This window comes from Paenibacillus nasutitermitis, from assembly GCF_014641075.1.
GTDB lineage: Bacteria > Bacillota > Bacilli > Paenibacillales > Paenibacillaceae > Paenibacillus_Z > Paenibacillus_Z nasutitermitis.
This window is the reverse complement of the sequence record NZ_BMHP01000007.1, coordinates 126,011-140,791: the sequence shown is the minus strand read 5'-3', so window position 1 is coordinate 140,791 and position 14,781 is coordinate 126,011. Positions and strand designations below refer to the sequence as shown.

The 14,781-nt window shown below is 52.7% G+C and carries 15 protein-coding genes; 2 read left to right on the top strand and 13 right to left on the bottom strand.

All coding sequences use genetic code 11. The features are described 5' to 3' along the window. Positions 1-94: 94 nt before the first annotated feature. Positions 95-376, bottom strand: a complete 282-nt coding sequence (gene groES, locus IEY46_RS30450) for a co-chaperone GroES (RefSeq protein ID WP_188998393.1) — start codon at positions 374-376, stop codon at positions 95-97. Between the two features lie 122 nt (positions 377-498). Here groES and IEY46_RS36600 point away from each other — a divergent pair, with 122 nt between their 5' ends. After that, a complete protein-coding gene (locus IEY46_RS36600; protein ID WP_229750648.1) occupies positions 499-675 on the top strand; it encodes a hypothetical protein in 177 nt (58 codons plus the stop codon). A 55-nt stretch (positions 676-730) separates the two neighbouring features. On the opposite strand, the gene tatC is transcribed toward IEY46_RS36600, so the two are convergent. From tatC to IEY46_RS30420, 6 genes are all read right to left on the bottom strand, one after another. Beyond that, entirely contained in the window at positions 731-1,471 is a 741-nt protein-coding gene (gene tatC, locus IEY46_RS30445) for a twin-arginine translocase subunit TatC (RefSeq protein WP_229750662.1), read from the bottom strand. Between the two features lie 111 nt (positions 1,472-1,582). Then, positions 1,583-1,819, bottom strand: a complete 237-nt coding sequence (locus IEY46_RS30440) for a twin-arginine translocase TatA/TatE family subunit (RefSeq protein ID WP_188998388.1) — start codon at positions 1,817-1,819, stop codon at positions 1,583-1,585. Positions 1,820-1,977: 158 nt separating this feature from the next. After that, a complete protein-coding gene (locus IEY46_RS30435) occupies positions 1,978-3,012 on the bottom strand; it encodes a molybdopterin-binding protein (protein ID WP_188998386.1) in 1,035 nt (344 codons plus the stop codon). Continuing rightward, complete coding sequence (locus IEY46_RS30430; RefSeq protein WP_188998383.1) at positions 3,009-3,503, bottom strand: MogA/MoaB family molybdenum cofactor biosynthesis protein; 495 nt, start codon at positions 3,501-3,503, stop codon at positions 3,009-3,011. Before IEY46_RS30430 ends, IEY46_RS30435 begins: the two co-directional genes overlap by 4 nt. Before the next feature lie 33 nt (positions 3,504-3,536). After that, a complete protein-coding gene (gene moaC, locus IEY46_RS30425; protein WP_188998380.1) occupies positions 3,537-4,013 on the bottom strand; it encodes a cyclic pyranopterin monophosphate synthase MoaC in 477 nt (158 codons plus the stop codon). A 33-nt stretch (positions 4,014-4,046) separates the two neighbouring features. Then, positions 4,047-4,685 (bottom strand): 5-formyltetrahydrofolate cyclo-ligase, encoded by a 639-nt coding sequence (locus IEY46_RS30420; RefSeq protein WP_188998377.1) that lies wholly within the window; start codon positions 4,683-4,685, stop codon positions 4,047-4,049. Positions 4,686-5,034: 349 nt separating this feature from the next. On the opposite strand from IEY46_RS30420, the gene IEY46_RS30415 reads away from it, so the two are divergent. Beyond that, positions 5,035-6,975 (top strand): ABC-F family ATP-binding cassette domain-containing protein, encoded by a 1,941-nt coding sequence (locus tag IEY46_RS30415; protein ID WP_188998375.1) that lies wholly within the window; start codon positions 5,035-5,037, stop codon positions 6,973-6,975. A 794-nt stretch (positions 6,976-7,769) separates the two neighbouring features. Here the strand turns inward: IEY46_RS30415 and IEY46_RS30410 are convergent. From IEY46_RS30410 to thiL, 6 genes are all read right to left on the bottom strand, one after another. Beyond that, complete coding sequence (locus IEY46_RS30410; protein ID WP_188998637.1) at positions 7,770-9,314, bottom strand: 2-isopropylmalate synthase; 1,545 nt, start codon at positions 9,312-9,314, stop codon at positions 7,770-7,772. Between the two features lie 1,165 nt (positions 9,315-10,479). Further along, on the bottom strand, positions 10,480-11,505 hold the full coding sequence (gene tsaD, locus IEY46_RS30405; protein ID WP_188998372.1) for a tRNA (adenosine(37)-N6)-threonylcarbamoyltransferase complex transferase subunit TsaD: 1,026 nt from the start codon (positions 11,503-11,505) through the stop codon (positions 10,480-10,482). Beyond that, on the bottom strand, positions 11,502-11,981 hold the full coding sequence (rimI, locus tag IEY46_RS30400; RefSeq protein ID WP_188998369.1) for a ribosomal protein S18-alanine N-acetyltransferase: 480 nt from the start codon (positions 11,979-11,981) through the stop codon (positions 11,502-11,504). The genes tsaD and rimI overlap by 4 nt, the downstream gene beginning before the upstream one ends. Further along, positions 11,978-12,853, bottom strand: a complete 876-nt coding sequence (tsaB, locus tag IEY46_RS30395; RefSeq protein ID WP_188998366.1) for a tRNA (adenosine(37)-N6)-threonylcarbamoyltransferase complex dimerization subunit type 1 TsaB — start codon at positions 12,851-12,853, stop codon at positions 11,978-11,980. The genes rimI and tsaB overlap by 4 nt, the downstream gene beginning before the upstream one ends. Further along, positions 12,850-13,344 carry a tRNA (adenosine(37)-N6)-threonylcarbamoyltransferase complex ATPase subunit type 1 TsaE gene (gene tsaE / locus IEY46_RS30390; RefSeq protein WP_188998363.1) on the bottom strand — a complete coding sequence of 165 codons (495 nt, stop codon included), beginning with the start codon at positions 13,342-13,344 and terminating at the stop codon, positions 12,850-12,852. Before tsaE ends, tsaB begins: the two co-directional genes overlap by 4 nt. A 176-nt stretch (positions 13,345-13,520) precedes the next feature. Beyond that, on the bottom strand, positions 13,521-14,597 hold the full coding sequence (gene thiL / locus IEY46_RS30385) for a thiamine-phosphate kinase (protein ID WP_188998351.1): 1,077 nt from the start codon (positions 14,595-14,597) through the stop codon (positions 13,521-13,523). Between the last annotated feature and the right edge of the window lie 184 nt (positions 14,598-14,781).

Sequence of the window (14,781 nt, the reverse complement as noted above, 5' to 3'; positions counted from 1 at the left end):
AAACCAAAACTTGCTTGATGATGTGGCAAACCTGATGGGGCAGGCCCATCATAAGTAATTGGTACCATGTATGTTTGTAGTCAAAGCGCTCGGCTTATCCCAGGATGGCGTGGATGTCGCTTTCTTTCATAATCAACAGCTCTTTACCTTCGTATTTCACTTCGGTGCCAGCATATTTGGAGAACAATACACGGTCGCCTTCTTTTACTTCAAGAGCGATGCGGGCGCCGTCTTTAAGCGTGCCGCTTCCTACTGCAATTACTTTGCCTTCTTGCGGCTTTTCTTTCGCCGTGTCCGGCAGCAAAATTCCGCTTGCGGTCGTTTCTTCTTTCGCGATTGGTTCAACCAATACGCGTTCACCCAAAGGTCTGATCATGAAAATAGCCTCCTTTTGATTTTGTTGCTTCTCATATATTAGCACTCGCAACTGTTAAGTGCTAACAACCAATTTTAATAATACCGATTTTGCTTCCGAATTTCAAGTGCCTGGAGGATAATTTGCGTGAAATTTACAGTTCGGGGTCAAAAATTGGTGTGAAGAAGAAACGACCTTCCTGTCCATTCGCAATGAAGCAAGTTTCCTTCTTCGAAGAATGTGTGCTGCAGGCCGCCAGTTATTCCACCAGATGGGTCAAAAAAAAGCAGGCCCAAGAGATGCTTGAACCTGCTGCCTGATTTCACTATGATCTGTAAGTGGAGCGATGGCATTCCTTGCTCCAAATCGATATATTTAAGTAGCTTCAAGTTCCTCTTCCCATAGCCGATCTCGTTCCAGCTGTTTACGGTAAACAACACTGGACAGCAGCACGCTTACTTCATAGAGCAGAATAAGCGGAATCGCGACCAGCGCATCGGAAATAAAATCCGGCGGCGTCACGATAATTCCGAGGAAAATCAAAATGAAGTAGGCGAGCCGGCGCATCTTGCGCAGCCGGATGGGATTCAGTATCCGCAGCTTAGTCAGAAACATGATCACAAGCGGCAGTTCAAAAAGCAGTGAAATCGGAATCAGAATATTAAACATAAACGCAAAATACTGCGTCACGCCGTAGGTTTCCTCCAGATTCAAATGTCTCGCAACCCCGGTTGTAAAGGTGAACGCCATGGGAAACACCACAAAATAGGAGAAAGCCAGACCTGTCAGAAACATAATCAGCGCAAATGGAACAAACTTAAGTGCAGACTTCTGTTCGTGCTCGCCTAACGCGGGTTTCACGAAAGCCCAAGCCTGATAGAAAATAAAAGGAAGCACCAGTATAAGCGCGATAACAAGCGCGAATTTCATGTACATGCCGATTCCATCCCAAAGAGAGAACGCATGCAAGGCCATTTTGTTAACCGGCTCCTGGCTCATCAGATAATTATAGGCGGGATCCGCTACCATTAATCCGATAATCATCCCCAGCACAAGTACGATAATAACATAGATCAGTCTGCGACGAAGCTCACCGATGTGTTCGAATAGCGTCATCAGCTGTTCGCGGGATTTCGTCTGTTTATCGGAATCTGTCACCGGGCTCGCACCTCTCTTTCTCATTATTCATGATAGCGGCCATGTCCGTTTCAAAAAAAAAGCGAGCCCCTACTCCGGGAGTCGCTTATTGTCCGCTTGGTCTTCAACTTTACGATTGACGTCGCTGCGGCTTACTTCCTTGCGATCATGATTGTCGTCATCCATCATTTCTCTGGCGCCAGCCTTGAATTCTTTCAGTGTACGGCCAAATGCACGGCCCAGCTCCGGCAGTTTGTTCGGGCCAAAGAGCAGCAAACCAACAAGCACCAGCAAGATGAATCCGGTCACACCAATTCCGCTAAACATGGCTCTAACCTCCTAAAAAAGTGTCGAAGCGAACATCCGCTTCGCAAATTGGGCGGTTAATCCAGTCTTGAAGACTGTACTCCAACCCGCCCATTTTAAAATCTACTGCAAAAAGTCCATCATCTATCTATTCCAGCCATTAAGCCCTATGGACCCTATCAGCAATTGTACAGTCCACCATATCCCATCCGCACGATGTCTTCTCTTGTAATGATGTCTCCTGCCAGAATGCGTGGAAGAAGCACATCAAAAGAAGTATACGGATCGTGCATGACACAACCGGGCAAGCCCATAATCGGTACTCCGCCGATATAACCCATTAACAGCATCGAACCCGGAAGCATAGGGGTTCCGTAACTGACCACTTCGGCTCCCGCTTCTTTGATGGCAGCCGGTGTGCGATCGTCGGGATCCACGGACATCCCGCCTGTTACCAGTATCATATCATACCCTTGAGAAATCAAGTAGTTTATTTCCTTGACAATTGTATGACGATCATCGGGGGTGAAACGCTGCTCCGCGACCTCTGAACCGAGCGTTTCCACAATCCGCCGGACAGCCGGCCCGAATTTATCCTCGATCCGTCCCGAGAAAACCTCGCTCCCTGTCGTAAGCAAGCCAATGCGAAAACTGCGTAACGATCTGACCTGAATCGGGCTGCGGCCTTCATGAAGCAAGCGGTAGCTCTCGGCCATCTGCTCGACACGTTCGATTTTTTCTTCGGCAACTACGAGCGGGATAACCCTTGTAGCTGCCAGTTGACCGCCGGGTTTGACAACCGAATGTGTTTGTAGAGTAGCCAGCGCAATATCGCCAAGCTCATTAATGGCATGAACAAGCGAAGCGTCAATGACGGCCAGGGCAGGAGCCGGCAAATCTGACTTGATGGATACCTTGCCTTCATGCGGCTCTGACAATACGGTCCCTTCTCCATGAAGAGCCAGTGCCATCCGGTGGGCAGCATCGTCTTCATGAAGCTCGCCTTCCCCCAGCTCCATAATATAAATATGTTCCTTGCCGATGTCCAGAAGCTTCGGAATGTCCGCCTCCGTGACGATATGCCCTTTTGTAAATAATCTTCCCTTGAACTGTCCCGGAATGATCTGGGTCAAATCATGCGCCAGCCGCAGGCCGACCGCCTGCCGCACCGGTACTTCCCTGAGCTGCGTGCCGCCGTTTACTGGGAAAGTCACTCGTCATGGTCCCCCGTTCGTCCCGATAAAATACTAAGAGCATGCGGCAATTGATCCATAATCGCCATCAAATTCTCATGAACGCCCTTAGGACTTCCCGGTAAGTTAATAATCAGCGAGTGGCCGCGGATTCCGCAAACGCCTCTGGAAAGCATCGCGCTTCGCGTGCGCTGCATGGCACCGATCCGCATCGCTTCGGCCAGTCCCGGAACCATTCGTTCAATCACCTTAAGCGTTGCTTCAGGGGTAAGATCCCTTGGAGCAAGACCGGTGCCGCCGGTTGTGATGACCAAATCCGCTTTGTAATAATCCGTCATCTCGATAAGAGCAGCCATAATCTCATCCTGTTCATCAGGTACGATGCGGTAATCGACAATTTCCCCGCTCAGTTCTTCTTCAACAAGTTCCCTGATCACCTGCGCGCTTGTGTCCTCTCTATCACCGCGCGATCCTTTGTCGCTTGCCGTCAATAACGCTACTTTCCACCGCATGTGCCTCTCCCCCGATCATTCCGATGATACCGGTTATTTGTTCTTAGATTCGTAATCTCCGTTCTTGCCGCCGCTTTTGGCAACCAGATAGGTCGGCCCGATAACCATATCCTTCTGTAGAGCCTTGCACATATCGTAAACGGTCAGAGCAGCAGCCGAAACTGCCGTTAAAGCTTCCATTTCGACACCGGTCTTGCCTGTCGTTTTTACCGTTCCTTCTATATATAACTCATCCGTTCCATTATCGGCAAAAGCAAGGTTGACGCCGGTTAAGGGAAGCGGGTGGCACATCGGGATAAGATCCGATGTTTTCTTGGCCGCCATGACACCTGCGATCTGGGCAACGGCCAGGACATCGCCTTTGCTAACCGTTCCGGCTTTGATACGGGAGAGCGTCTCCGCCGCCATTGTCACGCTTGTGCGGGCGACCGCCATCCTTGCCGTAGTGTCTTTCTCCGATATGTCGACCATACGCGCCCTGCCCTGGTCGTTGAAATGGGTCAATTCCATCGCTCACTTCTCCTTTTTCCCGCTGATACGTCATCAGCTATTGAAGATACGCATGCCCTGCTCTGTAATGACCGCTCCCATGCGGGCATCATGCAGTTCCATTGGCACCTTCTCCTGCAACTGGGACTCGTAAGCGAGCCCGATCCAGGACGGCATCGATTGTCCTGTTTGCAGCGCTTCGCTGCTTAACCGTTCCCAGTAGCGGTCATAATAGCCGCCGCCATATCCCAAACGGCCCCCATGCAGGTCAAATGTCAGGCCCGGCGCGAAAATCGCATCCGGAATGAATCCCTCCCCACAGCGCTTGGCCTGTCCGGCATCCGGCTCCAGAATACCATAGGCCCCCGGTATAAGCTCTTCCCACCGCTGAAGAACATAGAGCTCCATTGTCCAATCAGATGGGTTGCTGCGGGGGATTATGACGGATATTCCAGTTTGCCAGCCCCATTCTATCATTTCACGGGTATCAAGCTCGGAGCGGAAAGGCACATAGACCATAAAGCTGTTTATACAATTTGAATGGTTTGCCATCCAGTCAATAGCATGCTTGCAAGCCATTGACGACCAGTGCTTGCGCAGCTCTTCCGGAAGAAGGTTGCGGCTGGCTGCGGCAGCTGCCCGGATTGCTTTCTTTTGTCTGAACCATTCTGCTGCTTCCCCAATATTCGCCATCACAGCCGCCTGCCTTTCTCTAATGATGTAACGGCAAATTCCGATGCAGCTGTTCGATCGAGCAGGCCATTTCCTGATGTCATAGTTGTTTCTTAGTTTACCACTGTTGACCATTTTTCGCCAATGATCAGACGATCTCAAGCATCGCTTTATCTCTTACGCGATCCTGCCGAATATGTCGCGCGCGGCGCCGTTTTCATGTAAACTTATGATGGAGAAGGACTTGCCTTCCAACTGCCTGTCAGATCGGTTTTGATCATGGATAATAATGGATTTTTTTCGGGTCACGGCCATACCGTTCGCGGACAAGGCTTCAATCTGAGTATATGATTCTGGAGGTTAACAATCTATGCTTCTTCAAATATCAGATATTTCCAAAAGTTATGGTGTGACCAGCATTCTCTCCCAAATCACCTTCCAGGTGCTGCCGCGTGAGCGGGTTGGACTCGTGGGGGTCAATGGAGCGGGGAAATCGACCCTGCTGCGGATTATTGCCGGGGAAGTTTCAGCCGATTCCGGTACGGTCTTTAAAGCCAAAGAAACAACGATCGGTTATCTTGCGCAATCCAGCGGACTTCAGTCCGACCGCACAATCGAAGCGGAAATGCGCACCGTATTCGCCCATCTGACCGAGGCGGAGCAAGAGCTGCGCTCCATGGAGCTTCAAATCGCGGATCCCGGATTACAAGCCGAGCCAAAGCTGTATGAGCAGACGCTTGAGCGTTATGCCAGATTATCCGACTGGTTTCGTGAGCAGGGCGGATTTGTTATGGAGACCCGTATCCGCAGCATTTTGCATGGGATGGGATTTAGCCAGTTTCCCCCGGATACGATTATCTCCACATTAAGCGGCGGACAGAAAACAAGACTGGCGCTGGCCCGCATTTTGCTGCAGGCTCCTGATCTGCTCATGCTGGACGAACCAACCAACTATCTCGATATCGAGACGCTAACATGGCTGGAGGATTATTTGCGCGGTTATGATGGCGGGATCCTGGTCGTTTCCCATGACCGTTATTTCCTGGATGCCGTGGTGCAGACGATCGTGGAAATTGAGCGGCATACCGCCAAACGCTATTCTGGCAATTACAGCCGCTATATTGATCTTAAAGCAGCCGAATATGAAGCGCAGATGAAACAATTCGACAAGCAGCAAGAAGAAATTGCGCGCCTTGAGGATTTTGTCCAGCGTAATATTGTGCGCGCTTCGACAACAAAACGCGCCCAGAGCAGGCGCAAATCGCTCGACAAGATGGAGCGTCTCGACAAACCGCTGGGAGATTTGAAAAAAGCCCATTTTTCCTTTGAAATCGAACGTCATAGCGGCAATGATGTATTGGATGTGAATGATGTTTCCATTCGTTTTACAGGGCAGGACAATCCGTTATTCCGCAATGTCTCCTTCCGTTTGGAGCGTGGCGAGAATGTTGCGCTTATCGGGCCGAACGGGATTGGCAAATCGACTCTGCTGAAGGCGCTTGTCGATCAACAGCCCGTTGAGGATGGCTCAATCCGCTGGGGCACCAATATCAAAATCGGCTACTATGATCAGGAGCACAAGGAGCTGAATCCTTCCAATACCGTGTTGGAGGAATTGTGGAGCGCTTATCCCGGTATTGAAGAAGCACGTATTCGAACGGTGCTGGGAAATTTCCTGTTTAGCGGAGATGATGTCAAGAAACGTATCGGTTCGCTCAGCGGCGGTGAAAGAGCACGCGTTTCGTTATCCAAGCTCATGCTTGCACGCGCTAATATGCTGATTTTGGACGAGCCTACCAATCATCTGGATTTGTACAGCAAAGAGGTTCTGGAATCCGCATTGCTGGACTACGACGGGACGCTCCTCTTTATTTCCCACGATCGTTATTTCCTGAACAAGATGGCGGAGCGAATTGTCGAACTGACTCCAGGCGGCACACATCATTTCCTGGGAAATTATGACGAAATGGTTGAGAAAAAACAAGAAACCAATGAACTGCTGATGGAATCACTATCCTATTCTCAGGGGAAAAACACAAAAACGCTTGAAGCAGTCGAACCTTCGGTTCCTACTTCCTATGAAGCTGACAAACAAGCCAAACGCGAGGAGCGCATCCGACAAAGAAAGCAGGAACAGTTGGAACAGGAGATTGCAAAGTTGGAAGGCGAAATCACAGCTCTGGAGCATGAATTGGTTGATCCGGCGATTTTTAATGATTATATGAAGGTTCAGACTATACAAGCGGATATGGATGCTCTGAAGGAGAAGCTTCAGGCCGCATATGAAGCATGGGAAGAATTGCTCGGTTAAGTCTACAGCTCCTAGTGCGCGTTGTGGCATAATTTGACGGTGGTCGGCCATCAAATCTCATAAAGGAAGTATCAACCAACAGCCATGGCTTGTGCGGGGATCGTCCCCTGCACAGCCATTTTTTGTTTTAATTTATAACCACTGCGTAGGAAACAAGACTACCGCTTAGCGGCACATCCCAATGTCACTGCATGCCCGGGTACTATATATTAAACAAAATACGAGAGCAATCGTGTTTGTGAAATGAATTTTACTCTGAAAGCCGAAAAAAAGCCGCTCAAAAGCAGACGCTTTGTGAGACAGCTTTTCCCTAATATGGATTCGGCCATAACACCCGATTGAGCACAGCTCTTCGGGAATAGATCAGATTCGAATAATCACAGCCAATTGTCATCTATCCACGTATTCCACAGCTTTATCCACAGCTGTGGGTGAATTGTTCAGCAATTCTGCCACTAATGGCATTAAATATCCGTAATAAATCCGCGATTTTTTTATTATCCCCCAGAAGTTGATAGAAAGCTGAAACTTTTGCACACATTATCCACACTATCCACAATCGTTCTGTGAAAAACTTATCCTCTATTTATTCACATTGTAAATGCCCGGAAAATGCGGTTTTCTGATATTTATTCACATCTATGCACATTTTCTGTGGATAACATTGTGGATAGCAATGATTTTCAGCCAAATACCGCGTTATTTTCATTGCTATCCGAGAATGAATTTTTATTACCCCGATATTTTAGCGGGGAAACGCCACAAATCTCTTTAAGCGGCATGCAACCCCGCGTTTATTCCGCTTTAGTCTTCATTTCGACATCCGATTGAATGCCAAGCAGCTGCTGATTGCATGCGGCCACATAGGCTTGTGCTGCAGCCAGAATGATATCGTTATGAACGGCTGTACCGCGGTATCTCCGGTTGTTGTGAAGCATACTGACAATGGCTTCTCCACGCGCATCCTCGCCTGTGGATAACGAATGCAGTTCCAGATCCTCAAACTCCCCTCCAACTGGTATCGCCTGCTGGATGCAGTGGATAACAGCCTCAAGCGGCCCCGTTCCTGTGCCCGTATACGTCCGCTCCTCCTGCGAATCGCGTTCCCTGATCGTAACCGAAGCGATACGCGAGCGCTGCGTGCCTGCCAGCACCTGCAGATCTACGAGCACATAAGGATCATGCTGAGTCTCCGTCGTTTCGCTGGCCAGACGGATCAGCACGTCATCCGGCACAAGCTTGATTTCGTCCGCTTTTTCAACAAAGCGGTTATACAGGTTCAGCAGCTCTGTTTCATTCAGCGTAATGCCATATCCGGCCAGACGGTGCTTCAGCGCGTGGCGTCCGGAATGCTTGCCCAGTACGATCATGCTGCGCGGAATGCCCAATGCTTCCGGATCCATGATTTCATAGGTGTTACGGTTTTTTAACAGGCCGTCTTGGTGGATACCCGATTCATGCTGAAACGCATTGCGGCCGACAATCGGCTTATTATAAGCGATCGGGAAATTCATCGCCCGGCTGACCATCCGCGAGGTTTCGAAGATTTCGCTTGTCACAATGCCTGTCTCTGCCCCAATGACCGATTTGCGTGTTTCAATCGCCATGACCAGCTCCTCCAGCGAGCAGTTGCCGGCACGTTCACCGATTCCGTTAACCGTGACTTCGATCTGCGTGGCTCCAGCCTGAATGGCCGCCAGGCTGTTGGCAACTGCAAGTCCCAGATCATTATGGCAATGCGCGCTGTAGCTTACGCTTTCGCCGCCGCGCGCATGCTTGCGCACACTGCGGAACATCTCGCCGTATTCCTCCGGCATGGCATAACCCAGCGTGTCCGGCAGATTAATAATCGTCGCGCCTTCTGCGATAACAGCCTCTACCATTTCAATGACAAAATCTCTCCCCGAGCGGCTGGCATCCATACAGGAGAATTCAATTTCATTCACAAACTGCTTGCCGTAAGCCACCATCTCACGCGCGATTTGCACCACCTGATCGCGTGATTTGCGCAGCTGGTAAGCGAGGTGGATATCAGAAGAAGACAGGAACAGATGGAGCCGCCGCCTTGCCGCATCCTCGGTCGCGCGGACCGCAGAATCAATATCTGCTTTGACGGCACGCGCGAAACCGACAATTTCAACATTCTGCAATTCACGGGATACCTGCTGCACAGCCGAGAAGTCTCCAGGGCTGGATATGGGGAAACCCGGCTCAATGACATCGATCCCCAGCTTCGCCAGCTGGCGAGCAAGAATGATCTTCTGTTCCGGCGCAAGCGATGCTCCGGGCGACTGCTCCCCGTCACGCAGGGTCGTATCGAAAATACGAATCCGTTTCATAGCGGATTCCGGGTTGTTCTGCTGGGGTTCAGCTTGTTGATTTGGGTTGATGGATGGGTTTGTCATGAGATTAGCCTCCTTGAATGTGTGGAGCATTAATTTTTGAGGAACTTTGATTCGTTATTTATCTCTCCAAGCGGGTATCCTGAATAACAAAAAAACAGCCAATCGTCTCTTATAGATCAAGAGACGACAGGCTGTTATGCTGCTGCCGCGGTACCACTCCCGTTGTCTGGACCGAAGCCCAAACCCGCTTATGCAAACCTCCAATTTCCACGAACTATCCTGCGTATGCACGCAAATGGAATCTCGCCGAACCTGACCTGCTGCCTCATAGGGCAAAGCCAGGGCAAGTCCGCCTGCCTGTTCGCGGCTGGATCTGGAGGTTGCACCCGATGACGGAGGTCAGCCGTGCCGGCGTACGCTGCGGGCATCCTCTCTGGCCTATTGGCCAGGCAGGACGTCCTTAGATTTCCGCCGGTCCGCTTCCAGGCGAGTTCGGTTATCCTTCGGCTGCGTCGCACCATCTTCGCAGCTCTCTGCTGCAACCTCTGGCGCCCACCCCGCAAGGGAAGATGGTGCTCTTTTGAGGGTTGCAGATCCCCGGATATACATCCTACTACTCCTGTTCATTGCGTTTCCTGTATGGTTGATTAAATTATACGTGTCAGTTGAGTCGGTTTAGAACATTGGATTCCCTCACACTAGTCTTCGCGACTGTCTGCTGGACAACAGAAAAAGCCTGCCGTCTCCAATTCAAGAGACGACAGGCTGTTATGAACAGTCCGGCGCGGTACCACCCTTGTTGACGCCCTTATCCCCCAAAGGAGAATGATGGAACGTCCACTTATGCACGCCCCCCGACTCTAGAAATCGAAGGCCGTACACCCGATCACGGGGGTTAGCCGTTACAACGTAGGTATCGAAAGGTCAGCCTTGGCCTTCGGCCGCATCATTTCGGATCGTTCCGCTGTTCCGCTCCCAGGCGAGTTTCTTGCCTGCCTTCGACTGCGTTGCACCAACCCGCAGCTCTCTAAACCCGGCATAGCCTTACTGCTCCTGTTCTTTGCGTTTAAGAAGTATGACTGCCTCTGAGGCAGTGTGAAGTATTGGTGCTTATTATAGCCTTCTGAAATAAGTCTGTCAATTCATAAAACAACTTTTTCTAACGGACCGACCATTCTTCCAGCGAAAGCCCTGGCTCGGCTTTCATCTCAAGCGAAGTAAATTCGCCGCTTTTCCATTTGAGATGGGCGGCGGCTCCGATCATCGCCGCGTTATCCGTGCAAAGGGAAAGAGGAGGTACCAGCAGAGATATGCCCTCCGCCTGGCAGCGGGCAGTCAAGGCCGCCCTCAGCCCTTTATTCGCCGCAACGCCTCCACACAGAAGCAGCTGTTTGGCTCCCAGTTCGCGAACGGCCCGGATTGCTTTTTCCACCAGAACATGAATCACGGAGGTCTGAAAACCTCTGGCCAAAGCGCCTTTATCCAGCTCCCCGCCCTTCATCCTGGTCTGATTGATCACCGCCAGCACAGCCGATTTCAACCCGCTGAAGCTGAAATCATAAGAATCCGGTTCCAGCCACGCGCGGGGAAGCTCGATTTCGCCCAACGCTTCCATGGCCAGCCGGTCAATATGCGGTCCACCCGGGTAAGGAAATTGCAGCGCACGCGCAACCTTGTCATAGGCTTCGCCAACGGCATCGTCCCGCGTCTGGCCGATGATGCGGAAACTCCCTTCCCGCTCAAGCTCAACCAGCTCCGTATGCCCGCCGGACACCACAAGGGCAACCGACGGATACTCGATTTCATGCACCAGCCGGTTGGCATAAATGTGACCTGCGATATGATGGGTGGCAATGAGCGGTAGCTCCAGAGCCATCGCCAGGCTTTTGGCCGCGACGATGCCCACCAGGAGGGCGCCGACGAGCCCAGGCCCCTGTGTGACCGCAATCGCGGAGAGATCGCGGAATGTCACGCCCGCCTCCGAGAGAGCCTGTTCCATAACCAACGTGATCGATTCGACATGCTTGCGGGAGGCGATTTCCGGTACGACACCGCCAAACTGCTCATGGGTCTGTATCTGGCTTGCGATGACATTGGATACTATCTCGCGGCCGCCGCGCACAACGGAAACGGCCGTTTCATCACAGCTTGTTTCAATCGCCAGCAATAATTCATTGGTTGTCATGTGTCACTTCCCTGCTTAAGCTCCGCCCACATGATGAGGGCATCTTCCAGATTGTCCGAATAATAATTAGGCCGGATACCCGAAGGTTCAAAGCCGAGTTTGCGATAGAGCCCCTGGGCAATGTCATTCGTCACGCGGACCTCCAGGGTCATTTTGCTGGAGCCGAAGAAAAGGGCTGTTTTCATCAGCTCCCGGAGCAGCCGTTCGCCCAGTCCCATTCCCCGATAGATCTCACGAACCGCAATATTGGTCACATGCGCTTCATCCATAATCGTCCACATGCCGCCATACCCGATGACTGCCTTCTCGTAAGCCATGACCATATACCGCGCAAAGTGGTTGTTCGTCAGTTCATTCACAAAGGCTTCCTCCGACCATGGACAGGTGAACGCCTCGTGCTCAATTTCGATAATATCCGGGATGTCGGAAAGCGTCATTGCGCGGAAAACAAGGCGGTGTGCGTCAATCTCCGTCATGATGCCCCAGCCCCTTCCTCTCTGGACTTGTTCAGCTTCACTTCCGCCTCCGTCAATTGCGTATAATTCGGTACAAAAGCATGAACCTCATCCCGTTCTCCAGCAGCAAGCCGGACGGCGCCCAAAACGGCAACAGCGGTCCCCTCCATCGTAAAAGGAACCCGCCTTACCTGGCAGCCCGTCCCGTTCCGGGAGCAAAGCTCCTGCAGCCGCTGACATTCGGCTTCATGCATGGATAAATCCCCTATAACCCACAGTTCCGCCGGAACGGCAGCCTGCGGCAAAACGCGGAGCTTCTCTTCCAGCCCGGCTACCCAGTCCCGCATCAATCGAACGCCATCCGCGGCCGACCGGTTCCAGCTGCCATCCGATGCTACTTCGAATGCGGATGTGTACACTTGCCCCCGTCTGGCATCCATAATGGGAACCAGCCACCGTGGACGGTTAATAACCGCTGCATGACGCTCATCGTCTTTGTGCCGGATGCCGAGCTGGGCATCCGCTACCGAACCAACGCTTTTCCAAGCGCCGTAAGCCAGCGCTTCCAGACTCGAAACCCCGACCAGCGGTTTGTCCCACACCCAGGCAAGCGTCTTGCCCACGGATACGGCAATCCGCATTCCTGTATAAGATCCAGGACCGCGCCCGATTGCGATTCCATCCAGTTCATCCGGTTTGATTCCGGTCTCTTCCAGCAGACTCTTCAATTTGGATACAGTCGCAAGCGAATGGTTGCGTTCCGCGAGCGACTGCACGGATGCCAGCGTTTGTCCCCCGCGTATCAGCGCAGCCGCCAGCGATGCCGTGGACGTATCCAGAGCAAGCACGACCAGCTTGCCTTCCGCGCCGCCTTCCGTCATTTGCATCTTCATTTCCCGCTTGCTCCCATCGCTTGAAGTTCTGTGCACCAGCGCACATAAAGGACACCCGTTCCGCTAAGGGTGATCCTCCGTTTCTCATCCCCCAGATGATCGATATAAAGCTGCAGCCGCTCCGGTGGCAGCAGGTCAGCAATCAGGCTGGCCCATTCCACAATCGTAACGCCATCCCCGTAAAAATAATCGTCGAGTCCCAACTCGTCGGCTTCCGTCTGCGATAAACGGTATACATCCATATGGTAAAAAGGCAGCTGACTGCCCTGATATTCTTTGATAATAGTAAAGGTAGGGCTGTTCACGACGCCGTTGACCCCGATCGCTTTGGCGAAGGCCTGCGAGAAGCGGGTCTTGCCGGCTCCCAGATCCCCATCAAGGGCCAGTACTGTTCCGGGCGTTGCCCAGGCAGCCAGCTGCTCCGCCAAAGCGACCGTATCCTGTTCGTTGTCCGCCATCCACACCGCTTGTCCCTTTTCATTTGAGTTCATGATTGATTCCACCTAAAAGTTTTTCTGTATCCTTCATTGAATCATCTTCTTCGCTTACAGAAAAACTACTTCGGAAGCATATGCTTTGTTTTTCTGTATCCTTCATTGAATCATCTTCTTCGCTTACAGAAAAACTACTTCGGAAGCATTTGCTTTAGTTTTTCTGTATCCTTCGTTTAATCCGTAAAATGGTTATATCCCTTTTTCTGGATCGGTATACGCTTCTCCTGCTCAGCACGATGACCGGAGTGCCGGTCTTCCGCAATCATATCCACACCGGCCGGTCCGGCTTCAACCTCGCCTATTAGGTACATCGGCAGCCCTGCTTCCATAAGCGCAGCTTTGGCCGCTTTGGCATCGCTTGCGGCCATGGTGCCCAAAAGCACATAATCCTCGCCGCCGCCAAGCATCCATTCCAGCGGATTTATCCCCTTGCTGCGGGCATATACCGCCATGCTGCCGCTGACCGGCAGCTGCGATTCGCGCAGCAGCAGCCGCACCCCGGAGGCATCGGCGATTTCCCAGGCCTCGCTGGACAGGCCGTCGCTGATATCGTTCAGCGACGTTACCGTGCCCCGCGCAGCGAGCATCCGGGCCGCGCGTACCGAAGGCGCCGGGCGGCGGTGCGCCTGCACCAGCGCAGCGGTTCCCGCGGCCGCTGCATCCGCCGGCGGCACGAACTGCCCGCCGCCGAGCGCAGCTGCGGCGAGCAAATAATGAAGACCGGCCGCGGCCATGCCGACCGGGCCGGTCACAAAAACGGCATCGCCGGGCTGGGCGCCCGACCGGCGGATCGCCTTACCGGCTTCGACGGTGCCCACCACCGTCACAGCCACAACCAGCTGCGCCGGCGACGAAGTCGTGTCGCCGCCGATAATTGCGACGCCATAATGATCGGCGCACGCATACAGCCCATCATAGAGCCGGCGTATCCGTGCCGGCCCCCAGGCCCCCGGCGCGCTCACAGACACCAGCGCATGCCGGGGCTCGCCGCCCATCGCCGCAATATCGCTGACGTTTGCGGCGAGCGCCTTCCAGCCGACATCGGCTTCCGCCATCGTCGCCTCATTGAAGTGGACGCTCTCCACCATCGTGTCGACCGCCAGCACCCACTGCAGAGCGCCGCTGATGCCAGGCGGCGCTTCCACAACCGCAGCATCGTCGCCGATACCCAGCACGACGCCCTGCCCGTGCAGCAGTTCCCCGCTCTGGCGGCCATTCGTCCAGTGGCGGATGCTGCCAAACTCGTCCATCTTCGATCCGCCTCCTGTCATTTCACCCTTGCCCCGGCTGCATGCCGCAGGCGGTTAGCATATGCCCGGCCATTCCTCCAAAGCTTGACCCGTCTCATCATTGACCTTATTATATCGGTCCGTCCTCCTGCCCGCAAGAAAACAGCCTGCTTTTTTCACTGTGCACAGCTTCCCTTCGGGGGGA